The following is a 21,651-nucleotide window of genomic DNA, read 5'->3' on the forward strand; positions in this document are numbered from 1 at the left end:
TTACTCATTCGCTCCGCTTGCCCATTTTTGCTAACTTCCTAATCAATCAAAAACGATCGGCTCTACTCGAACGAGTCATAGCCAAGACAGTTTAGCTGCAAGCATTGCACCCGTGCTGCACATCAACTGACAGACAAAAAAAAGACAACCTTTGGGAGTAAAAATTACAAGTTGGGGACACTTTATACCAGAGACAAAACTGACAAATTCTGAGTTGTCAAAACGTTTTAATGTAACGACTGACTGGATACTTGAACGAACAGGAATTGAAGAACGAAAATATTTTTCAGACGGTGCTACATCTGATATGATTGTAAAAGCTGCTTTAAATTGTATACAACAAACGGACCTATCGCCAACTGATATTGACTGCATAATAGTTGCAACCATGACACCTGACCAACACTGCCCATCAACAGCAACTTTTGTTCACCAAAAACTTGGGACTAAAAACGCTTGGGGTTTTGATATTATGGCAGCATGTAGTGGTTATTTATATGCTTTACAACTTGCGACTTCTCTTATTAATTCCAATAGCTACAAAACAGTATTGGTTTGTGGTGCTGATAAAATGAGCAGCTGCATTGATCCCAGCGACAGGAAAACAGTTTTAGTTCTTGCTGATGGTGCAGGTGTTTCATTACTCCAACAATCTTCAACTGACAACAATATAATTGACACAATTTGCAAGTTAGATAGTTCTCACTCCTCTGATATTTCAATGATTGCAAGCGGTAGCAAAGCTCCATCAACTATTGAAAATATTTCACAAGGAAAACATTATTTACGCTTTGAAAGCAAAACGATTTTTAGCACCGCAATATCTCTAATGCAAATTGTAGCAGAAGAAATTTTGAGCAAAAACAAATTGACATTTGAGGATATTGATTTCATTGTGCCTCATCAAGCTAACAAGCGTATAATTGAAACGTTGGCAAAGAAATTTGATTTACCAATTGAGAAGTTTCTAATCAATGTTGAACAAATTGGCAACACAAGTGCAGCGACAATACCAATTGCAATTTCCGAAGCATTAAAAGACGAGAAACTAAAAGGCAATGAAAAATTGCTTTTAGTTTCTGTTGGTGCAGGATATACCTATTCCGCAAGTTTAATGAACCTAAGTTAACTATGAAAAAAATTGAATACCGTCTCCACCATTTAATCTCAGATGAGATGGTTGAAAAGCGCTTTAATTGTTTTAATGAGGTATTACACTACTATAAAGATATCGAAAGTTCAAGAGAAACTTATGACAAAGATAGTTCACATCTTGTGTTTTATATTGATGGAAAATTTGCTGGATATACAAGGTTGACAGAATGCCCATATAATTACATGGCGTTAGAAAAAATGTCAGACATCAAACTTTCCAATGACAAATATACATTAGAGATGGGAAGAACATTTGTTATTCCAGAATACAGAGAAATTAAATTACTTAATGTAATTCTTGGCATTGGTTTAAATATTTGCAGACAAATCGGTTACAAAAAAGTAATCGGGAATGTTTCATATGAAAATCACATAAAAATGCCCGCAACAGTGGGTTTTGAATTCACTAACGAATTAGCGGACTTTAAAATGCCGTTTAGTGACAAAGGAAAGCATACTTTTTATCTATTAGAGTGTGACTTAGAAAAAACAAATGCAATCAGACAAAACGAATTACAAAGACTACAGGCACTTTTATTGACAAAAGGTTATGAGTTTGCAATTTACTAAAGAGTAAAGTATGCCAGCCGATAACATGGGTTTAGCATCATGTTGGGTGACGTGCATTAATTCAAAATTAGTTTTTCAAATCAACTTTAGTGCTGGTTTGACAGTTTTGCGCCCTGAAATCCCGTACGAACGCCAAGCCCAAAACCATTAGCTAACACATGAAAAGTAAAACTTGGACTTTATTATTCTTATGTTTTTGTCTTTCCTGCGGGTCTGTCAAACGAACTGACAATACAGATATTTTTGAAAAATCTTTTGGCCTTAAAAATTCAAAAGACTTGGAAAAGTTTGTACAAAAATTTGAAAAATTGGTACTTACTCCAAATTACTCAACTGGAGATTTAACGGAAAAATACAAGGACTTTGCCAAAACATGTCTAGAAAAGGGAGTTGTAGATGCTTTACCTGCAATTAATGGAGCTCTCATAGAATTCAGAGAAACTCAAGCATGGAATGAGATTTATGCACAAGTGGATTCCGTATGGACCGGTAAATATGAACAACTAAGTGGAAGGATAATCTACAATTCAGAAAAAGGGACAAAAAACATCGGGACAACAGGTTATCCCACCAGAAGAATTTCCAACTTGGATTCGTTAAAAACATCCATTCTTAAATGGCAAGTCTGGAATAATTATGGGAAATATGTCACAGCCCTTGAAAAGGTTAAAAAGGGGAATGCCTTTATCGAGGAGTATTATCAAGTCAAAACAAAAGTTGGAGAAATCAGCAGTGAAATTTTTTGCGATATGCTTCGGCGACACAATCCGGATTTTGAAAACCAATTGATTCGCAACATAATCGCAGTGGAGTTCGCACTATTATACGTTAGCTAACAAGGGCTATAATTCATTGTTTCTTTCTTATTAACTTTAAAGCTAGTAACCATTAACGGCCCGATTTCTAAACAACAATTTCCTGCCGGAAATCGTCACAACGAAATCATAGCCGAGACCGTTGACAAGCAACTAAAACGAGTCATTGAAAAGAATTACACCACTTAAAATATTAGGATTTATTTCTGTAATACTCGGACTGACAGTTACGATTCTGACAGATGGCTACTGTAAGGGTCCCTTACATTACCGCAAATTTGCCATCTTTCCGCCGTAGCCGAGACCGTTGGCAGCAAGCTGAAAATCGAACTAATTTTATTATTCAGGCAACCATTTGAAAGGATTTTTACGTCTTTATGAATGAACTGATTCTTAAAACTAAAAAGACCAAACCAAAATGTTAGAAAATCCTAAAGTAAACATCAAAATAAAACTTGCCTCATTGTGGGCTTCTGCGACATTCTGCTATTTATATGGCGACTATTTTGAACTATACACACCTAATAAAGTAAATAGCTTGATTTCAGGAGACAATATAATGGATAGTCCGACTACACTGCTAATTGCTTCTGTAATTTTAGCAATCCCATCTATTATGGTCTGTCTTTCAATTTTTCTCAAACCAAAAATAAACCGAACCCTTAATATAATATTTGGAATCATTTTTACAATAATGATGATATTTATCGGAATTATGTCAACGAACGAATGGTATTTATTTTATGTCTTTCTAGCATTTTTAGAAAGTATACTTACTGGGTTAATTGTTTGGTATGCTTGGAAATGGCCTAAAGAAAAAATAATTACTTAAAAAAGGTTTGACCGAATTATAAAATCTAAAAGCCAGTTGCCAACAATGGCTATAAGTAATAGCTTGTTCTCGTCTACTTCTCAAAATCCGCGAGGATTTTCAGTTCGGTTTGTACTTGCAAAGTTACCTGCTAACCCGCGCAACTACTCATAGCCAAGACCGTTGTGGTGCATTTGAAGCAACCAATGGAAAATTGGCTATCTAATAAAAAAGAGAATCAATGAAAAAAATATGTACATTTTTAATGATCGGGATTTTAATTTCTAGCTGTTCAGATGATGGCGGTGGTAACCCAATAAATTGTGATTTTGAAACATTAATAAGTGCTGAACAATACCAAAATGCACCTTCTGACCAATTAGAAATAAACAGTTTAGAAATAAATGGCAACTGCTTGAAAATTAATTTCAGTTCGGGAGGTTGTGACGGAAATACTTGGGAGTTAAAACTAGTAGATTCGGAAGATATTTTGGAGTCAAATCCACCTCAAAGAAATTTGAGATTATCATTAAAAAATGACGAAATATGTCAAGCGTATCTCACAAAAGAATTGACATTTGATATTTCGAACTTGCAAATAGACGGAAACGAAGTGCAACTGAACATAACAAATTCTCAACAAAATATTTTATACGAATATTAAAAAACGACACCACAACAATGGCAATAATTAATTGTTGCCTAAGAAATGATTGAATATTAATTGCCCATTTTTTTTAAAATGAAGAAAAATAAGAACGCTATGAAAGTTTAGCCAGTTGTGTTTCGCCACCCAAAGTGCCTCGGCCTAATCTCGATCCGATTGTCGGCAAAGCCATTGGTACAAAGCTGTCCAACAACAGAATAATCATAGCCTAGACCGTTGTGCGTAAGTAAAGAATGAACTTAAGAAAATAGAAGAATTAAATGAATGAGTGAAAGTCGATTTAGTGAAATTATAAACGGAGATAGAGAAAATGAACAAATAGTTTTTGAAAATAATAAATTCATTGTTTTAACTGACAGGTATAGAAAAACAAGTGTTGGCTCTATTTGTTTAGTCATTCCAAAAAAGCATAGACAGAATCTTTTGGAATTGACCGAATCTGAATCTAAAGAAATAATTCCAATAATAAATCTGATTTCTAAATCAATGCAAAAAGCTTATAAATGTAACGGAATAAGGGTTTGGACTGCCGTAAATAAAGAAGCTGGACAATCAATTTTTCATTGTCATGTTCACATTCTACCATGTAAATCCATTAAAGATAGACTAATTGCAAATTTTCCTGGGATTTATGATTTGAAAAGACTAGTTACAGGAAAGAGGGAATTATCAAAATCTTTAAATTATAGATTAGCTGAAAAGCTAAGGATTGAAATTAACACCTACGCACAACACAATTTATAAGTAATAGCGGTTTAAGTGATAAAATGAGAAACAAAACATAAAACAAAGGTCAGTGTAAAACCGAAAAGCTTGTGAGTAGAAATCCGCTACTATTCATACACTAGACCGTTGGCGGTAATTAGATAAAAACTAATCAAAAAAATAAATTATGGATTTCACAAAAGAACTTAATTCAAATACTAATCGAAAGTTTGTACTATTCTATTTGATTATTGTTTGCCTTTTGGTTTCATCCTGCAAAAATGACAAACCGGAAAACCAAACTGAAATAAAACCTGAAAACAAAGTCGAAGTTATCGAACAAATGAGTAAAGCCGCAGAGGAAATTTTAGCACAGGAAAATGCTTGGGCTTCAGCGCTTGTTGCAAATGACCTTAATACAGTAGAATCTATGATGCACAGAGACTTTCGACTGAATAGAGCTTATGATGATGCACCACCAATTAGCAAGGAGATGTATCTTGGAATGAAAGGAATGAGTGCTTCTGAAGCTGATGTGACATCTGTTAGAATATCTGAAGAAATGGATTCAATTGTTGTTGCTAGAGTGACTTGGACTATGGATTGGCAACAGGAAGGTGTAGGTAAACTACCACCTCATTTTGATATGATTGACACTTGGAAAAAAAATAAGAATGGGGATTGGCAAATTCTTTCAAGAGTCAGTCAGATTGCTGATAAGCCATATAGTGAGGAATAAATACTGCCGCTAACTATGGCTATAAGTAATAGCTTGTTCTCGTCTACTTCTCAAAATCCGCGAGGATTTTCAGTTCGGTTTGTACTTGCAAAGTTACCTGCTAAACCACGCAACTACTCATAGCCGAGACCGTTGGCGTTAATTAAACCATTCAAGAATACTTCAGTCAATTAGATATATAAACTAAACTAGTTTTTCAGGTTTTTTTGGGGGGAATTTGGGTAGGGTTTGTTGCCTAGGAAGTGTTTTAGAACTGTTCAATCTAGTTGCGTAACAAATCTTATTAAAATGAAAACGATAAAAGTTATTTCCGTCATCATGATGTTGGTCGTGATAACATCGTGTAGCAAAGATAAAATCCCCGAACCTTTAAATAAGTATTTAACTGCTGACTACATCCCCGTAAACAGAACTATCACCGGGATAGAGTTAGCACAGCAAGGCAATGTCACTTATGACAACGTTACCTACAACACAGATTTTTACCGGAATCTAAGCTATGATGCAGGTATAGAAGGAAAATATACTTTTTTAGTATTGAATCCAGCTAATAATCCAAGTGGAGAAGCTCCACTTTGGGTATATTTCCATGGAGGAAGCGTTGGCTATTATAACGATCAGCAACAATATCAATGTCTAAAAAGACAAAATGAATTGTCATGGAACAAAGAAGAGACCTACGAAAACTTGGTGAATGACATTTTGGGAGAAAGGCTCTTTGATGATGGTGTTTTAAGAGATAACACATTGTCGAGGAGAATACAGGAAGGTTATCGATTATTGGTTCTTTCTTATTCTGATCACGATTTTTACATGGGTACAGGAATCGACTACCCAAATAATCCTTACGGGGGTCAAGTAAATGGATTACAAGCTTCTATGTCGGCCGTTGATTTTGTAGCTGCCAACTACCCCACTACCTATGTATATTCTCACGGAACCAGTGCAGGAGGAGTGGGCGCATATGCAATGGGAGTAGCATATTATCTTGAAGGAACTCGATTAAGTGGTATTATTTCCGACTGCGGACCGCTATTAGCACAAGGTACAGAGATTTATGATGAATATGAGGGTCACCCAGAAAGTCTACAAATGCCAACTTTTAAAGGTCAAGGAGTACTTGAAAAAATTGGTGTCTTTGGCAATTTTGAAAACGGATTGTACGCTGAATCTATGGTTTCCAATGGATTTGATACGCCTTTATTGAGTATTGCAGGTAAAGCTGACCCATATTACAATTGTCATTTGCCTGTTATGTCAAAAGCAATAGTGGATGGTTATGACAACAATGTAGATTGGTTATTTAGAAACTTAATTGTAGAAATTGAGGAGCAACCTAATTCTTTACATAAAGTCTTGATATTAGATAACACAGGCCACGTTCCCTCGATTAAAAACAATCCTACTGCGAACAATTCCGTGGATGATTTTATAGATAATATTTTGTCAACCAACCCTGCTATTCCATTTAATTAAGAGAAAATAATCAAAATAGGAAAAAAATACCGCTAACATTGGCTATACGTAATACGGGCTAAAGTGCTGATATGAAAGCAAAAGTATTAAATAACCCAAGTGCTAAATTGAAAGGCAAGTGCTTTGAAATCCCGCACTACGCATAGCCGAGACCATTGGCAGCCATTATAATGAAACTACTGCAAATCATCATATTACTTTTTCTGAGCTTTCAAGCTTTTGGACAAAAGGTAACATATAACTTCAATGTTGATAGAGCAGATGTTGAAACTAAAAAGGTAATAATACTCTTTGAAAACTACTTGGCTTCAAGTCCCCAAAATAAAGGAAAAAATGAATTTTGGAATATTGAAGAGCAACAGAAACATAAGAACTACGACTTCTTGGAAAGTGAGTTTCAACCTTCACTTTATATGGGGTTTCCAGTTCACGTTTTGAGTATAAAATTCAGAAATAATATTTGCCAAATTAAAGCCCAGTTCTCTTACTGCAAAGAAGATGGAAGTCCATATGTTTTAGCAATAGTAAACTATTTTGCGAAAAAGGAAAACGGAACATTTAAACTGTTCAATGCGCTAACTGTAAATAAACAAACCTGGAATTGTACAACTGTTGGTGTTGTCGACTTTTACTATCCGACTTCCCATAAGTTCAACTATCAGAAAGCTCAAAAACTTAATAAGTTCATAAATGAAACTTGTGAGAATTTTGGGGTGCATCCAAAACCATTTGAATATTATCTCGCTGACGACTACGATGAAATCCAAAAACTAAAAGGGTTTGATTATTACATAGGAATGGGCGGACAGTCAAAACCAAGCGGTAAAGCAACTGACGACAAAGTTTATTGCGGTGGTTTGGGAGAATATTATCCACACGAAGTTTTCCACGTTCAAATAGACGAACACTTTCCAAACAAGCATTTTTGGGTTTCCGAAGGGGTAGCCACACTATTAGGAGGAAGTCGTGGAAAAAGCTTGGATTGGCATATAAAACGAACAAATATCTATTTACAGAAACATTCTGAAATAGATCTAAACGATATGCTCAAGTTAACAAACTTGGATAGCGAAACTTCTTATCATTATGTTTTGGGCGGACTAATAGCAAGGAAAATAGTAGAAAAAGGTAGTTGGAGTTTACTCTCGGAGTTTATGTCAAGTGGCAAAACTGATGAGGACTACTACAATGCGATTGAAAAATACTTAGGAATAAATAAATCTGAATTGAACGATTATATTAGAGAACAATTACAGATTGAAGTTAAAAAATAGCGGTTACAACACGGTTAATGAGTACTAGCGGAAAAGTTATAAACCGAAAGGTAAAGTACAAAACAAAGAACAGTGTAAAACCAAAAGGTGGGTGAGTATAAATCCACTATTACCCATACACGAGACCGTTGGCGGTAATTTAGATTAAACCTTATATGATTTATAAAGACCAAATGAGAAACTAACCCATAATGAAAAAATTAATCATACTCACATTAGGAATTGTTTTATTCTTCTCAGCATGTAACCAAAACAACAATTCAAAATCATCGGATTCAACAAAAAGCGTCGTTTACGACATTGTCATTGAAAACGGAAGGGTCATAGACCCAGAAACCAAAACCGACAAAGTCATGAATGTGGGTATAAAGGAGGACAAAATTGTCAAACTAAGCACAAAAACCCTGAAGGGTCGAAAAGTACTTGATGCGAAAGGGAAAATCGTTGCCCCTGGCGCAATTGATCTTCACCACCACTCACCAACCATTTTCGGAGCCAACAATTCCAACAGAGATGGAGTGACAACAATCCTAGAATTAGAAGCCGGTTCTTATCCTGTAACCTCTGCCGGTACCATGTTAGAAAATAAGTCAAAAGTTCATTTTGGTGCATCTTCCAGCCATATCATGATTCGAATAAAGGTGATAGAGGGAAAGGATTTAGGTTATTATGACATGGGAGATCAAACCACTCCGGCATGGTATCAAAAATCAACATTAGATGAAATAGCAGAAATAGAAAAATTGCATCATCAAGCGCTTGAAAATGGTGCTATTGGTATTGGATTGCTTTTAGATTATATGACTAATGCAATTACAGATGAAGAATTGGACATGGTTTTTAGAGTTGCGGCAGAACATCAAGTCCCTGTTTTTGTACATGTTCGCAGATATGTCAACGGAGATATTCGTGGATTAAAAGAAATTATTGATCTCGCAAAGGAAAAAGGAACACATGCCCATATTTGTCATCTCAATGCAAACGCCATGGGAAATTATCAAGCTTGCTAGACGCCATAGACGAAGCAAATACTGAAGGTGCTAAAATAACTACAGAGATTTTCCCTTATACTGCTGGTTCTACAAATATTACTGCAGATGTATTTACTAGAGATTGGCAAACGATATTTGACATTACCAGTAAGGATGTACAAATTAGTTCTTCCGGAAAGTACTTCACGAGTCTAAAAGAGTTTGAAGATTATAAGGATAATAATCCGACTGCTGTTATCATACATCACTACATGAAGGAAGAATGGATAAAAGCAGAATTAAAATACCCAAACATGATAGTTTCCACAGACGCTATGCCTTCTGTCTCAACAGAAGCTAAGGTTGTGCCAAATGGCATTGGTTCTTACACCAAATTATTAGCTCACTACGTAAGAGATGAAAAATGGATAAGCCTAATGGATGCTATATCCATGAGTAGTTATCGCCCTGCTAAATTATTGGAAAATGCAGCTCCAGTCTTTAAGAATAAAGGACGTATTCAAGAGGGTGCAGATGCCGACATTATTGTATTTGACATGAATAAACTAGAAACAAAAGCAAGTTTTATAAATCCTTATCAGCTCTCAACTGGTTATGATTATATACTAACAGCTGGCCAAATAGTCGTAAATCATGATAAAGGAACTGGTGCTACACCTGGCAAACGATTACTGGCTAAATAATATGAATTAATCTTACTATTAAACCAAATAATTCTTTCTATGAATCATTAGAAGATAGTTACAAGTGCTGCCAACAATGGCGATAAGTAATTGATTGTTATCACATAATTTGGAAATTCCGGCGGTATCCTCAACTTAATTTATACTTGCAAAAGTTAGTGCTACCCTACGCAACTCCTCATAGCCGAGACCGTTCTACACAATTTGTCCAACCGAAGAACAAAGAATTAAATATGGAAGCAGGTCCTTTGAATTCAATTAACGGAATTATCTTTTTTGCGGTAATTATGTATTTCGGTTTTAATTACGCAGATAGAAAGTATCTGAATCTAAAAAAACTATAGTCAGCGTTTACGCTCTGACTTTTTCTTTTCTCACCACGTTTGGCAGGGACTCTGCGAAGCGAACCCTTTTTAAACACAAAGCTAAGTCGCCAACCATTGCGGTTTTTTACAATAATATTTTATCTTACAAGTATAACTTATCCGGATGAAGACTCAAGATAACCCTGACGACTTCCGCAAGAAACTTGAAGAGCAAGCCGAAATAATAGAACGTCTGGAGGTTGAAAAGAATTTCTTTAAACGGGAACTTTATTCAATTCAAGAAAGAGATGAGGACTCCAAAGAGGTTATTAATCGCATTGCGACCTCCATCCTAGGAAAAACAGACTACCTCGCCATTGCTTGGGAATTGGCTCATATTATTCCTAGCTACCTCAATTGTGATGACTGTATTTTTTACTTGGTGGATTATGAAGATCGTGAATTATCGCAAATTGCAGCCTATGGTGAAAAGGTTTACAATGGCGAGATTCTCAATCACCTAACTATTCCGATAGGCAAGGGAATTGTCGGCACAGTAGCAGAAACTGGAATTCCGGAATTAATCCACGACACCTCAAAGGATGATCGATACATTACGGATTTAGAACGAAATTTTTCGGAGATTACTGTGCCAGTATTATATGATAACAAAGTCATAGGAATACTCGATTGTGAAGCCCACCCCAAAAACTTTTTTACCACCAAGCAGCTCAATACCCTGATGAGTATATCTCACTTAATCGGTTTACAACTCCACAATGTACTTAACATGCAGCGACTTAGGGAAGCAGAGGTGGCCACTCAGAAACTCAATACTATTTTGCAAACCCGGAACGAAGAACTAGAACAGTATGCGCGTATAGTCTCGCACGATCTTAAATCTCCATTAAGGGGACTTTCTTCGCTTTTTCACTGGATTAAGACTGATAATATAAATAAGATCCAAGAAAGCAGTCTGGAGCACTTTGATCATGTAGAAAGAACTCTGAGCCACATGGATAATTTGATATCCAGTCTTTTAGAATACTCCAGTTTGGATTCAAGAAAAGAAAAAATGGAGTCCTTTTCTATTCAATCATTAGTTGATGATTTATTAGTGACCATGTCTATACCGGAAAACGTAAAAGTCAACACGGAAATAGAACAAGGTCTTGAAATCAAAGCTTTTCGACTGCACTTTTTTCAAATATTTCAAAATCTGATTTCTAACAGTTTAAAATATATAGACCCTGATTCTGGGGAGGTCAGCATCAGAGCAAAGCTTCAAAACGGGTACTACCGCATAGAAGTGGAAGACAACGGAATAGGAATTTCTATGGATCAACGCAAAAAGATCTTTCAACTGTTTAGAACCGCCGGAAATCATAAAGACGAAACCGGTGTAGGCCTTTCTATCGTGCAAAAAATAGTACAACTCAACGAGGGTTCCATTTGGCTCGAGAGCGAACCGGGGGAAGGTGCACATTTCTTTGTTGAAATTCCGGAAGGTCAGCGCTAACGCTTTTCTATGCCCATCTCCAAGCCTGCGACAAATCTCAAAAACAAAGTAGCCCTGGTCACCGGAGCGAGCCGAGGCATCGGCAAAGGTACCGCCATTGCCTTAGCCAAGGAGGGAGCCACGGCGGGCTACAATGCGAGTCGCATCGCTTCAAATCATATGATTAAACAGGGTTCAGGTCTCATCGTCAATTTTTCCTTTTGGGCATCTCAGCAAAACGACAAAGGAGTGGCCTATGGAGTGGCCAAGGCAGCGACAGACCGAATGACCCAGATCATGGCACATGAATTGCTAAAACACCACATAGCGGTTGTTTGCCTTTATCCGGGCATCGTTCGTACCGAAGCGGTTTTGAAAGCCGCCGATCACTTTGACTTGAGTAATTCAGAATCGACGGAGTTCATGGGAAGAATCATTTCAAAATTGACCACCGACCCTGAACTCATGAAAAAATCAGGTAAAATCTTCATCGGAGCTCGTTTAGCTATGGAATACGGGGTCCTCGACACGGACGGCCGACAACCCCGCCCTTTGGGAATTGATGAAGTATAGGAGGAGACTTTCCTTTCGGTTGTAAATTGAATATATCTATCTTGTATCCCATGCAATTCACCACCAATCCCATTTACGTTCTCGCTGTTCTTTGCCTCTTGATCATTCTGGCCATTTATGCCGGAAAAACCCGATTTGGCAAGCAGTTTGGCCCCGCCCTTTTGGTCATTGTTTTTGGTGCGATCTTGGCCAATCTAGGACTCATTCCCACGGCTTCCAACAGCATTGAACTCTACAGTGGGATTTTTACCTATATCGCGCCTATTTCTATCTTTTACCTCCTCCTGGGCGTTAATCTTTCGTCCTTAAAACAAGCGGGATTACCCATGATTGGGCTGTTCCTTATCGGTTCTCTGGCTACTACGGCCGGCATCCTCATCTCTTGGTTTCTCTTTTCCCCTGCCGAGGTATTGGGCGACAAGGCGGCCATCATTGCCGGTATGCTAACTGGAACTTATACCGGTGGAAGCATCAATTTTAATGCTGTGGCCCTCGAATACGGATTTCAGGAAAACGGAGTGCTTTATGCCGGGACCATTGCCGTTGACAATGTCATTACCACCTTGTGGATCGTGGTAACCCTCGCCCTGCCCCACTTCATGCATAGAATTTGGAAAGCGAGTCGAAGCGCTCAGTCGGAAGAAGGAAGTCCAACAGAAAGCGAGGAGTCAAAAGTCGGGATGAGTTTGACCGGACTGGCCTGGTTACTTTTTTGGGTATCGCTGGTTTTTACCTCTCGGAACTGATCAGCCTGCCCCTGCCCGGGGTTCCTTTTATTCTGATCCTTTCTACCCTTGGAATTCTTTTGGCTCAGGTAAAATTCATCACCCGCTTACCGGGCAGCCATGAGTTGGGGCTTTACCTGGTTTACCTATTCCTGGCGGTCATTGGGGCCTATTGTGAGCTCAGTGCGGTTGCTGAACTCAAAGAAGTGGGGATAACCCTTATCCTCTTTACTGGAGTCGCCGTTCTATTACACGGGCTTCTCACTATTCTCTTGGGTGGATTGGTTTACCGGGATTGGCAAATGATAGCCATTGTCAGTCAGGCCAATATTGGTGGCGGTACCACAGCCATTGCCCTGGCCGAAACCTTTAAGCGCAAAGAGTTGGCGCTTCCAGCCATTTTAGTCGGCACCCTCGGAAACGCCCTGGGGACTTACCTCGGTTTTTTGGTGGTTTATATTTTGTAAGGACTAGTCTATGGTGGTGTACGCCTTAAACACGATTTTCCACTGCCCTTCCATCTTGTAGAGGGTAATGTAATCGGTATACGCATGACGATCGCCCTTGTAGTATATCAGTTTAGTCACGGCCACATCCTTGGCAATATCAACCATGCCGATCTCTCCACGGACTTCTTCCCCAGCCTTGTGCGGTAACTCGCCTTGGGCACGGCGCTTGACTTGGCGGTCTCTCCACTGCCCAATTGGGCGCTTAAAAATTTCGCCTTCTGCGGTGCGTCCAATCATTTCGAAAGAAGGGTGAAAACCTTGGTCTATTTTGACTGAATCCCCTTGATTTTGTAAGCCATCGATATAGGCCGAAAGCACTACCTCCTCGATGATTTTTTGTTCCGGATGAGGCGTATCCACTTGGGGTTCAGGAGTTGGTTGAGCTTGGTTACAGGCGCAAAACGTCACTGCACATAACAAGAGAGCAATTGAGGATTTCATGGTTCTAACTTAAGATCATAAGATAGGGATAAAGTCCAGCATGAGAAGATTTACTAACTTCCTCATCTGTAAATGCTAATTCAAGCCGCCATGAAATACCTCCTTCTCTTTTCGTGTGTCTTTCTACTACCTTTTTCAAACCAGGCACAGGTGCAAGAAAGTGATAGCCTTAGCCTGAACGTATTTCTAAGTGCTCACCCAGATGATTGGCAGCTGTTTATGAATCCCAATGCCTATGAAGCGATCAAGGCTAAAAGTCAAGTACTCTTTGTGCATACTACAGCAGGCGATGCCGGCACTGGGATGGGGTATGATGATTATACCCTGGCCCGAGAAGCCGGTAGTCTGAACGCCATCCGCTACCTGGTCAATATCGCTCATGGGGGTCGGGGAAAAGGCCCCCATGGAGTCGCTCAATCCGTCGAGATTAAAGGCAAGAAAATCCGAGCCTACCCCTACAAGCATACCACGGCTTACTTTTTACGCTTGCCTGACGGTAATGGGGACGGCAGCGGTTACGATATTCACCAATTCAAAAGCCTGGAAAAATTCTACAAAGGGGAAGTCAAAGCCTTGCATACCGTGGACAGCTCGGCCCAATACAAAAACAAAAAAGACCTTCTTAAAACCCTTAAAGCCCTGGTTAAAAAACACCACAAAATAGGGCAACTCCTGCGCTTTCATATTGCCGATACCAATGCCAAACGCAATCCTGGAGATCATTCGGATCACCGATTTACCTCTTGGCTCATACAGGAAGTTGCCAAAGATTTTTCGGGAGCTGAACTCTATTTTTACAAAGAGTACAGCAGCAACAAAGACCCCATGAACATCCTTGGGCAAGCCTTTTTAATTTCTGCAGGGACCTGGGGTGTAACCGCCCAGGGCTTAACAGATTTTGGGCACTACAGCACCTGGGATTCCGGACACAACGCCTGGGTAGGCCGGCAGTATTTTACTAAAACCATGGTGGAATAGACAGGAAGGAACAGCTACAAATCATAAGTCAACTTAAATCCACCAAAGAAATTCCGTCCGTTACCTGGATAGAAGAAACGCGGAGCATTGCCTCCAAAACCCACGGCATTGACCAAAACAGACTGAGCATAATTCACATTAAAGAGGTTGTTGACCCCAAAATGCATTCCTAGGTTCAATCGCGCTGACAATTCGGTAGAATAGCGACTGGTCAAGCCCATTACCTGGAAAGACTCGCTAAACAAGGTATTGCCATCATTGAGCGGCATCTCATCGACGTACTGGTGATTGATGGCCAAACTCCAGTTGTTTTGGTAAGCCAACAGTAAACCCGAATTCACCCGATGAACCGGAACTCCTGCCAAGGCATTCCCAGAAAAATCCTGTTCCTCATCAATAAAGGTCTCAAAACGGTGACGGTTGTAGGTATACCCCAAATGCGGGACCATTAGCCAACCTCCTCCCAGGACAATGCGGTAGCGCAAATCTAACTCCACCCCCTGATGACGGGAACTCCCCGCATTTTGTCCTATAAACTGATCCTCGCTAAAACGTTCGGCAACCAATAAATCATTGATATTCATCTGATATACCGCCACTGAAACAGCCAAGCGTTTGTCAAAAAGTCGACCGCGGTATGCCAATTCGTAATTCACTCCCTTTTCTTGTTCTATCTCCGGATTTAGAGCGCCATCCGGTGTCAAGGCCTCTTCCAGTCCAGGATTAGAGAATCCACGACTGATGTTCCCATACAGACTTCCATGGGTTAGTTGGTACTCCAGGCCCAAGCTGGGCAACAAAATAGGATCAAATGCCCGTTCAGCGGAGGTATTGTCTTCGCCAGAATTAAAGAGGTCTCTAAAGTCAAATCGGGTGTCGTTTAGACTTACGCCCAACTGCATCTGAAAATTAGAAGCCAAAGGCACCCGCCATACCCCAAACAGATTCAATTGAGAACGAAACTCTCGGTTATCACTTAACTGCCTTCCTTGCAAACTACCATTTCCTTCGTTATCCCTGAACAGATTAGCGTAAGTCTGCCAATTGTATTCGTCCCGATACAATTCCGCACCAAAATGCAACTCGGTCTTCCCAACTTGCCCGGTGGTTACAGACCGAAACCCAAATCCCTGAGTGTACTCATCCAGAATATTAAAGGGTCTGGGTTCGTAGTGATCCAGGTAAGTATAAAAAATACTCAGCTGACTCTCCCATCGGGAAGTAAAAGAGTGGGTATAGGAAGTTCCGACAAGGGTGTATTGGTTGTCTTCATATCCCCTTGCCGACAACCAATTGGCCGCCGCTTGCCGAGGATTTTCCCTAAAATTAGTGGCGTTCAAAGTACTCGGAATTCCAGCTTGGTAGTCAATATAATTCACCAAGAAACCGAGCTTGCCTTTTTCACCTGTCTTGACCCCGCCATTCACCAATAAGCCATCCCGCTCAAATTGATTATTCTGCCGAAATCCATCGGTGCGTAAATGATTGTAACTAACATTTAAATGGTACTTGGGCGTTGAATGTCGAAAAGCCAAATTATTCTTGACAAGGTCAAAAGAACCCAGAGTAAAAACATTCTTCAGTAAGGTGCGTCCTACCTCCGGCGGGCGCGTATTCAATACAATTGCTCCTCCTAAATTACTCCCCAAACTACTCCCCTTAGGACCTTTAACCACTTCGATTCGCCCCATATTTTCAAAATCAAAAGCCTCAATGGTCGACACCCCTGCTCCGTTGGTGACTGGAATCCCATTAAAGTAAAGACGAAGCTTATCAGTGCCGAAGGGCGTTCTGGCACCAACCCCTCGAATGGTGATCCGATTGGTATTCAAAGCCCCCGATAAAGTATAGAGACCCGTGATTTGATTGAGTCCACCTGCAAAATCCAGAGGACTGTACTGCTCTAAATCTGCAATACTAAGCTCATCAGAAGGGGTTATTCCAATAGCTAAATCATCCACATAGGATTGCAGTAGAATAACCTCTTCTAAAAAAGTTATACTGTCCTTTTCTTCTTGAGACCAAAGCGTATTGGTTTGCAGAAACAGTAGCCCAAAAAGGGTGAGTAAACCGATCTTTTTCATCCAACAATTTAAGACTGCAAGATACGCTTTTGCAAAAGGAGATCGGGAATGTGACTTTTTCAAAAAGAAGGTTTCTCATAGTTACAAAGCCTGGAAATCTATGATTACCTATCTCGATCAAAACAATAAAACCATCAGTATAAACCCCGATCTGGTCTGCTACTTAGAAAGACACAAGTCCGGGGCCGCCGTTCTTTATTTCAGCAAAGATTTTCACCTCCATGTTCCTCCTGAAGTCGCCCAACATATTGGCAGTTACCTCGAAACCAAGAAGAACGCCTACCACCTCTGGGCAAAACATCAGATTACCCCCGAATTTGGGTTACCTACAAAAGATACAAGTAAGAATATACAGAGCTAGCGAGCGGAATACGGCAAAATCCGCAATTTCAAACAAGGGCTATTTTTCTTTTTTACAAAAAACATCAGGAAGAAGCTTTTTCAGCCCAAATAGAAAAATGGCATTCTATTTGTACTTAATTTCATGTAATCATCAATCATAACAAACATGACAACCTCAACCTTTTTTCGTTATTCCATCAATTCTCTTCGGAAGATGGTTCGACTTCGATCTGTATCTCAACAGCTGTCTAAAACCGAAAACCAGACGGTGACAGATTTATTTGAATTAGCCGCCGAACCTCAGTTTGAAATCAAGAAAGACAAAGAATTTGATCAGCTCATGGAAGTCTCTGAAAGTGACCCCAAAGTACGCGACCTCATCAAGCGCTACGGAGCAGACCGAAAAATCATGCGCAAAATGTACGATCAACTCGTGCTACATGGTGCAGGTCGTTTTGCCCGAGGATACTGGGTAGCGGCTGCGAGTTTGGCTTTCCCAGAAACACTGGACGCCCTTTTTCGCCATTTTAATGGTGATATATTCCTTCTTCGAGGACATTCTGAGCACAATTCAGGATTAAAAGTAGCTTACCGTATGTTTACCTATTTTAGCGATCAAGAAAGCAGCGCCATAGAAGACATCTAGTTCACCGCTTCCGCCATTTCTGCCTCCTGCTCTGCGGCCTGAAGACCTAATACCTGCTCAAAGAATGCCACTGTAGCAGCCCGTACTTTGTCGACAGATCCGGAAGTGAGCGGAGAACCGATTACATGATCCCCAGCCTCAGGAAAGGCTACTTTTCTTTTATTATCATCAGGAGTAGCGAGTTCATCAAACATACTGAGCATGGCCGGCACAGAAACGACCATATCCTGTTCTTCTTCATTCTTGAAGTAATACCCCATAAAAACGGGTTGCTCAATCTCCTTAAAGGTTGCCGGCAGCATGGTCGCTTCTACCAGAATCTGCAGGTGCGTAAGGGCTTCCAGACGGTACTTCGTGGTCCAATATTTCTGTCGTTCCTCACTCGCCTCAAAGGTGTGGTAATTGCTTCCCTTGACAAAACGAGCCATTTCTAAGCCCCAGGGTTTTGCTAATAGCGTCGCATTCCCATCGTAAATCGCAACGTTAGGGGAATACAGAATTAAGGCGTGCAAATCCGGGTTACCCGCGGCCAAATGGAGGGCCAAAGTTCCTCCGGTGGAAGTACTCATCACGATTACTTTTTCTCCCAATTGCTTAGCCACACCAATGGCCTCCTTTGCAGAATCCAGCAATTGATCTGCAGTTAAGTTCAGCATGGGTTCTTCTTCTTCCAGTCCATGACCTGCAAGGCGTGGTAAATAAAGATTCGCACCGTAGCGCTCTGCCATTTCGCGGTGAAGAGGCGCACCTTCTTCCGCGCTGGCAGACCATCCGTGCAAATAGACAATACTGTATTCGGTTTTTGTCGGGATGCTGTCGTACCAAAGGATACGCGCTTCGTTCCCCGGTTTAATATTCGAAATGGATTGTTCCTGTACGGCGACTTCTTTTTCTAATTCAACCAGGTCGGCCGTCATGACAGGAATCTCCGTATCGAGCGATGGGGTGTCCACCCTGGGACCCAAAAGGTAAGCGGCCACGAGAATGATGACCAAAGCCAGGATTCCCCGGAATATTTTGGTGAGAAAATTCATTGTTGTAGTTTGGTTTTCAGATCAGAATTGGAAGATCTGTTGGTCACCATGAACGAGGGTAAAACAGCCTTCTTCTCTGAAATGAGTGGTTTTATCGCTAGAAGTAAATATATTAAAACCAATAACTTCCACCTAAGACCTCCGATGTGAAACGTTTTTTAAAGATCGTCGGCCCTGGATTGCTTTTTGCGAGCATGGCCATAGGAACTTCTCATTTGGTGCTATCGACTCAGGCCGGTGCACGTTTTGGCGGCTGGATGATACTCCCCATTTTATTGGCCAATCTGTTGAAGTACCCCTTTTTTGAATTCGGCGTGCGCTATACCCAAGTAACCCAACGCTCCCTGATCGAAGGTTATCAAAAACGTGGCAAGGCCATCTTTTGGACCTACGCACTGGTGACTCTTGTGAGCAGTTTTACTATTCTTGCCGCTCTTTATACTGTTACAGGAGGCCTCCTGATCAACCTGATGCCTTCTTGGCCGCTTGGACTGACAGAAACGGTCCTGGGACTGTTTGGTCTGCTTTCGGTGATCCTACTCATCGGACGTTACAAACTCATGGAAAACGCCCTTAAAATAGTTGTCAGCGCTCTTTTTATATCACTCCTTGTCACCACTTTTCTGGTATTGAATAAAGGCGCCATAGCTCCTGTCCAAAATTTTATGCCTGAACCCCTCTGGAACAAGGGCGGAGTTTTGTTCTTAATTGCCTTGATCGGCTGGATGCCAACAGCAGTCGAGCTTCCGCCTGGGTGAGTATGTGGAACCTCGAAAAGTTCAAAACTCTGGACCCCCGCCCAAGTTTTAAGGAAACCCTGAATGAATTCAATTTTGGGTACTGGATTACGGCATTTCTAGCTGCCCTCTTTTTACTCATTGGCTGGTTTACCCTTTACGGAAGTGGGGTACAACTCAGTCCTTCAGCCGTCGCCTTTGCTGATCAGCTGACCCGTCTCTTTACTGTGCATATGGGCGATTGGACCTATCCACTCATTTCCTTCGCCGCTTTTGCGACCATGCTCAGTAGCTGTATGAGTGCTCATGATGCCCTTGGCCGGGTAGCAGTAGATATCAAAGAAAAAATCACGTCCAAGACCAATCGATCCAAAAAAGAATACCCCTGGGCTATCATTATCCTGGCCGTAATCAATGGTGTAGTGGTTTACGCTTTTCAGGCGAATATGGGCGACTTGGTCACCCTGGCCACCTTTGTCTCTTTTGTATTCGCCCCGCTTTTGGGTTGGATGAACCTGAAAAATCTCTTTGGTAAAGAATTCGACTCACAATTCAGTCCATCTAAAACAATGCTGTTCCTGGCCCGGCTGGGAATTTTCTTTCTCAGCTTATTTGCGCTGTACTATGCCGCTCTCTTCTTTGAGCTGCTCTAAATTATTCGAAGAGTAAATTATCATTCAGCACAACAAAGAGTGTTCGCTGGTTTTGCTTGTGCAGAATCTCAAGGCAAAAAACGCCGTTCTTGCAATTGTTGGTGATTTTCTGCTCGCCAAACCCAACCGCATAGGGAATATTCGCCGCAGGAACGCCCTGCTGAATAAGATGATTCTTGATCGCGTCTGCCCGCTGTTGGGTAAACCTAAAATTCGTACTGCTTCCTCCGCGACTATCGGTATAACATTCAATACGAATCTGTGCCTCTGGGAACATCTGCATAAAGGAGACCACCTCGTCCAGTCGGGAAGAAATCTCCGGAGAGATATTGATTTTCCCTTTCCCGAATTCCAAGGGTTCCAAACCAAGAGCCATCTGCCTTCTTTCTTTTCGACAAGATCGTCATACAGACTCAGTCCAATATCCAAATTCTGGTTCTGCAAGGTTCTAAGGGCATCCTCATTAAAGGTCTGGCTAAAATAGGAATATCGGCTTTTGCTAGCCTTGAGTGTAATGCTATTCACCCAGGGTACTTCTACGCGGTAAATTCCTTCCTCATCAGCGTAGACCAGTTTCAAAAAATTGCCCTCCCCATCGTAGAGTTCCACCAGTGCATTCGAAACACCCTCTTTATTCCCATAGGGCTTGAGCACTTGCCCTTTGAGGGCTAGTGTTTTTAGACCCGGCTTTTTATCTACTCGAAAACCGTACACATCATCTCCCCCTAAACTTTCCTTTCGATTAGAAGCAAAATAACCGAGCAGTCCGTCCCGGTGATTGCGTATCACCAAGGCAAAGTCGTCTTGAGCACTATTGATTTGATCCCCCAGATTTACCGGTATACTGAAGCTATTGGCGTCTTCAACATTAGCCCTGTAGATGTCCATTCCCCCTCGACCATAGAAGACATCTGAGGCAAAAAAGAGGCTTTCTTCAAAAATGAAAGGAGCGATTTCATTCCCTGGGGAATTGATACGCGGTCCTAAATTGATCGGAGCCGACATGATCTGTCCGCTATTGGTATACACGTAGTAGATATCGGTTCCCCCATAGCCCTCGTCTGGGAAGTCCGCTGCAAAATACAAACGGCCCGAAAGATCATCGTAATAGGGATAATAAAAAGAGGTACTTAAATCCTTGAGCAGGAAATTGAATTTGCCATCGACCACCTTTTGACCGATGGCCAGAGCGTTCTTTCCCTTTTCATCAAAAGCCAAATCGCCTCCCTTGGTATTCGA

24 protein-coding genes are annotated in these 21,651 nt (G+C 40.8%); 20 read left to right on the forward strand and 4 right to left on the reverse strand.

What is annotated here, in order from left to right:
* Positions 1–151: 151 nt before the first annotated feature.
* The 15 genes from BST99_RS08650 to BST99_RS14805 all read left to right on the forward strand — a co-directional run bounded on the left by BST99_RS08650 (position 152) and on the right by BST99_RS14805 (position 13,455).
* A complete protein-coding gene (locus BST99_RS08650; RefSeq protein WP_105001444.1) occupies positions 152–1,129 on the forward strand; it encodes a 3-oxoacyl-ACP synthase III family protein in 978 nt (325 codons plus the stop codon).
* A gap of 2 nt (positions 1,130–1,131) precedes the next feature.
* A complete protein-coding gene (locus BST99_RS08655; protein ID WP_105001445.1) occupies positions 1,132–1,725 on the forward strand; it encodes a hypothetical protein in 594 nt (197 codons plus the stop codon).
* A 158-nt stretch (positions 1,726–1,883) separates the two neighbouring features.
* The gene (locus BST99_RS08660; RefSeq protein ID WP_105001446.1) at positions 1,884–2,561 is read left to right on the forward strand and encodes a hypothetical protein; all 678 of its coding nucleotides are present in this window, start codon (positions 1,884–1,886) and stop codon (positions 2,559–2,561) included.
* Positions 2,562–2,958: 397 nt separating this feature from the next.
* A complete protein-coding gene (locus BST99_RS08665; protein WP_104813706.1) occupies positions 2,959–3,372 on the forward strand; it encodes a DUF6326 family protein in 414 nt (137 codons plus the stop codon).
* Positions 3,373–3,592: 220 nt separating this feature from the next.
* Positions 3,593–4,015, forward strand: coding sequence for a hypothetical protein (locus BST99_RS08670; protein ID WP_146106249.1), 423 nt, complete (start codon positions 3,593–3,595; stop codon positions 4,013–4,015).
* A gap of 267 nt (positions 4,016–4,282) precedes the next feature.
* Positions 4,283–4,762 carry an HIT family protein gene (locus tag BST99_RS08675; protein WP_105001448.1) on the forward strand — a complete coding sequence of 160 codons (480 nt, stop codon included), beginning with the start codon at positions 4,283–4,285 and terminating at the stop codon, positions 4,760–4,762.
* Between the two features lie 148 nt (positions 4,763–4,910).
* On the forward strand, positions 4,911–5,462 hold the full coding sequence (locus tag BST99_RS08680; RefSeq protein ID WP_105001449.1) for a nuclear transport factor 2 family protein: 552 nt from the start codon (positions 4,911–4,913) through the stop codon (positions 5,460–5,462).
* Positions 5,463–5,750: 288 nt separating this feature from the next.
* Positions 5,751–6,938 carry a hypothetical protein gene (locus BST99_RS08685; RefSeq protein ID WP_105001450.1) on the forward strand — a complete coding sequence of 396 codons (1,188 nt, stop codon included), beginning with the start codon at positions 5,751–5,753 and terminating at the stop codon, positions 6,936–6,938.
* Positions 6,939–7,093: 155 nt separating this feature from the next.
* Complete coding sequence (locus BST99_RS08690) at positions 7,094–8,212, forward strand: hypothetical protein (RefSeq protein ID WP_105001451.1); 1,119 nt, start codon at positions 7,094–7,096, stop codon at positions 8,210–8,212.
* Positions 8,213–8,403: 191 nt separating this feature from the next.
* Positions 8,404–9,222 (forward strand): amidohydrolase family protein, encoded by an 819-nt coding sequence (locus BST99_RS08695; RefSeq protein WP_105001452.1) that lies wholly within the window; start codon positions 8,404–8,406, stop codon positions 9,220–9,222.
* On the forward strand, positions 9,216–9,887 hold the full coding sequence (locus BST99_RS08700; protein ID WP_105001453.1) for an amidohydrolase family protein: 672 nt from the start codon (positions 9,216–9,218) through the stop codon (positions 9,885–9,887). Before BST99_RS08695 ends, BST99_RS08700 begins: the two co-directional genes overlap by 7 nt.
* Positions 9,888–10,376: 489 nt before the next feature.
* The gene (locus BST99_RS08705) at positions 10,377–11,711 is read left to right on the forward strand and encodes a sensor histidine kinase (protein WP_105001454.1); all 1,335 of its coding nucleotides are present in this window, start codon (positions 10,377–10,379) and stop codon (positions 11,709–11,711) included.
* Positions 11,712–11,720: 9 nt separating this feature from the next.
* On the forward strand, positions 11,721–12,263 hold the full coding sequence (locus BST99_RS08710) for an SDR family NAD(P)-dependent oxidoreductase (RefSeq protein WP_105001455.1): 543 nt from the start codon (positions 11,721–11,723) through the stop codon (positions 12,261–12,263).
* 50 nt (positions 12,264–12,313) lie between these two features.
* Positions 12,314–13,009: a DUF819 family protein gene (locus BST99_RS14800; protein ID WP_105001456.1), complete on the forward strand. Its 696-nt coding sequence runs from the start codon at positions 12,314–12,316 to the stop codon at positions 13,007–13,009.
* Positions 12,976–13,455 (forward strand): DUF819 family protein, encoded by a 480-nt coding sequence (locus BST99_RS14805; RefSeq protein ID WP_181044189.1) that lies wholly within the window; start codon positions 12,976–12,978, stop codon positions 13,453–13,455. The genes BST99_RS14800 and BST99_RS14805 overlap by 34 nt, the downstream gene beginning before the upstream one ends.
* Before the next feature lie 3 nt (positions 13,456–13,458).
* On the opposite strand, the gene BST99_RS08725 is transcribed toward BST99_RS14805, so the two are convergent.
* The gene (locus tag BST99_RS08725) at positions 13,459–13,938 is read right to left on the reverse strand and encodes a nuclear transport factor 2 family protein (RefSeq protein WP_105001458.1); all 480 of its coding nucleotides are present in this window, start codon (positions 13,936–13,938) and stop codon (positions 13,459–13,461) included.
* A 90-nt stretch (positions 13,939–14,028) separates the two neighbouring features.
* Between BST99_RS08725 and BST99_RS08730 the strand changes: the two genes are divergently transcribed.
* The gene (locus tag BST99_RS08730) at positions 14,029–14,916 is read left to right on the forward strand and encodes a PIG-L family deacetylase (protein WP_181044190.1); all 888 of its coding nucleotides are present in this window, start codon (positions 14,029–14,031) and stop codon (positions 14,914–14,916) included.
* 14 nt (positions 14,917–14,930) lie between these two features.
* Here BST99_RS08730 and BST99_RS08735 read toward each other — a convergent pair whose 3' ends face one another.
* Entirely contained in the window at positions 14,931–17,000 is a 2,070-nt protein-coding gene (locus BST99_RS08735) for a TonB-dependent receptor family protein (protein ID WP_105001460.1), read from the reverse strand.
* Positions 17,001–17,100: 100 nt separating this feature from the next.
* Between BST99_RS08735 and BST99_RS08740 the strand changes: the two genes are divergently transcribed.
* A complete protein-coding gene (locus BST99_RS08740; protein WP_146106250.1) occupies positions 17,101–17,361 on the forward strand; it encodes a hypothetical protein in 261 nt (86 codons plus the stop codon).
* Positions 17,362–17,508: 147 nt separating this feature from the next.
* Entirely contained in the window at positions 17,509–17,988 is a 480-nt protein-coding gene (locus BST99_RS08745; protein WP_105001462.1) for a hypothetical protein, read from the forward strand.
* Here BST99_RS08745 and BST99_RS08750 read toward each other — a convergent pair.
* Positions 17,985–19,022 carry an alpha/beta hydrolase gene (locus BST99_RS08750; RefSeq protein WP_105001463.1) on the reverse strand — a complete coding sequence of 346 codons (1,038 nt, stop codon included), beginning with the start codon at positions 19,020–19,022 and terminating at the stop codon, positions 17,985–17,987. The genes BST99_RS08745 and BST99_RS08750 overlap by 4 nt on opposite strands.
* A gap of 146 nt (positions 19,023–19,168) precedes the next feature.
* Here BST99_RS08750 and BST99_RS14640 point away from each other — a divergent pair, with 146 nt between their 5' ends.
* Positions 19,169–19,780 (forward strand): hypothetical protein, encoded by a 612-nt coding sequence (locus BST99_RS14640; protein WP_245916222.1) that lies wholly within the window; start codon positions 19,169–19,171, stop codon positions 19,778–19,780.
* 2 nt (positions 19,781–19,782) lie between these two features.
* Positions 19,783–20,412: an APC family permease gene (locus tag BST99_RS14645; RefSeq protein ID WP_245916223.1), complete on the forward strand. Its 630-nt coding sequence runs from the start codon at positions 19,783–19,785 to the stop codon at positions 20,410–20,412.
* Position 20,413: 1 nt separating this feature from the next.
* Here the strand turns inward: BST99_RS14645 and BST99_RS08760 are convergent, their stop codons facing one another.
* Complete coding sequence (locus BST99_RS08760) at positions 20,414–20,788, reverse strand: OmpA family protein (RefSeq protein WP_105001464.1); 375 nt, start codon at positions 20,786–20,788, stop codon at positions 20,414–20,416.
* Positions 20,789–21,651: the final 863 nt, after the last annotated feature.

This window comes from Aureicoccus marinus (assembly GCF_002954325.1).
Classification (GTDB): domain Bacteria; phylum Bacteroidota; class Bacteroidia; order Flavobacteriales; family Flavobacteriaceae; genus Aureicoccus; species Aureicoccus marinus.

Bases quoted from the DNA above. Each gene is read 5' to 3' on its own strand.
- BST99_RS14800 (WP_105001456.1), top strand. From the start codon at position 12,314: ATGCAATTCACCACCAATCCCATTTACGTTCTCGCTGTTCTTTGCCTC.
- BST99_RS08705 (WP_105001454.1), top strand. From the start codon at position 10,377: ATGAAGACTCAAGATAACCCTGACGACTTCCGCAAGAAACTTGAAGAG.
- BST99_RS08710 (WP_105001455.1), top strand. From the start codon at position 11,721: ATGCCCATCTCCAAGCCTGCGACAAATCTCAAAAACAAAGTAGCCCTG.
- BST99_RS08685 (WP_105001450.1), top strand. From the start codon at position 5,751: ATGAAAACGATAAAAGTTATTTCCGTCATCATGATGTTGGTCGTGATA.
- BST99_RS08740 (WP_146106250.1), top strand. From the start codon at position 17,101: ATGATTACCTATCTCGATCAAAACAATAAAACCATCAGTATAAACCCC.
- BST99_RS08670 (WP_146106249.1), top strand. From the start codon at position 3,593: ATGAAAAAAATATGTACATTTTTAATGATCGGGATTTTAATTTCTAGC.
- BST99_RS08735 (WP_105001460.1), bottom strand. From the start codon at position 17,000: ATGAAAAAGATCGGTTTACTCACCCTTTTTGGGCTACTGTTTCTGCAA.
- BST99_RS08760 (WP_105001464.1), bottom strand. From the start codon at position 20,788: ATGGCTCTTGGTTTGGAACCCTTGGAATTCGGGAAAGGGAAAATCAAT.
- BST99_RS08655 (WP_105001445.1), top strand. From the start codon at position 1,132: ATGAAAAAAATTGAATACCGTCTCCACCATTTAATCTCAGATGAGATG.
- BST99_RS08695 (WP_105001452.1), top strand. From the start codon at position 8,404: ATGAAAAAATTAATCATACTCACATTAGGAATTGTTTTATTCTTCTCA.
- BST99_RS08660 (WP_105001446.1), top strand. From the start codon at position 1,884: ATGAAAAGTAAAACTTGGACTTTATTATTCTTATGTTTTTGTCTTTCC.
- BST99_RS08725 (WP_105001458.1), bottom strand. From the start codon at position 13,938: ATGAAATCCTCAATTGCTCTCTTGTTATGTGCAGTGACGTTTTGCGCC.
- BST99_RS08675 (WP_105001448.1), top strand. From the start codon at position 4,283: ATGAGTGAAAGTCGATTTAGTGAAATTATAAACGGAGATAGAGAAAAT.
- BST99_RS08750 (WP_105001463.1), bottom strand. From the start codon at position 19,022: ATGAATTTTCTCACCAAAATATTCCGGGGAATCCTGGCTTTGGTCATC.
- BST99_RS08665 (WP_104813706.1), top strand. From the start codon at position 2,959: ATGTTAGAAAATCCTAAAGTAAACATCAAAATAAAACTTGCCTCATTG.
- BST99_RS08745 (WP_105001462.1), top strand. From the start codon at position 17,509: ATGACAACCTCAACCTTTTTTCGTTATTCCATCAATTCTCTTCGGAAG.
- BST99_RS08730 (WP_181044190.1), top strand. From the start codon at position 14,029: ATGAAATACCTCCTTCTCTTTTCGTGTGTCTTTCTACTACCTTTTTCA.
- BST99_RS08680 (WP_105001449.1), top strand. From the start codon at position 4,911: ATGGATTTCACAAAAGAACTTAATTCAAATACTAATCGAAAGTTTGTA.
- BST99_RS14645 (WP_245916223.1), top strand. From the start codon at position 19,783: ATGTGGAACCTCGAAAAGTTCAAAACTCTGGACCCCCGCCCAAGTTTT.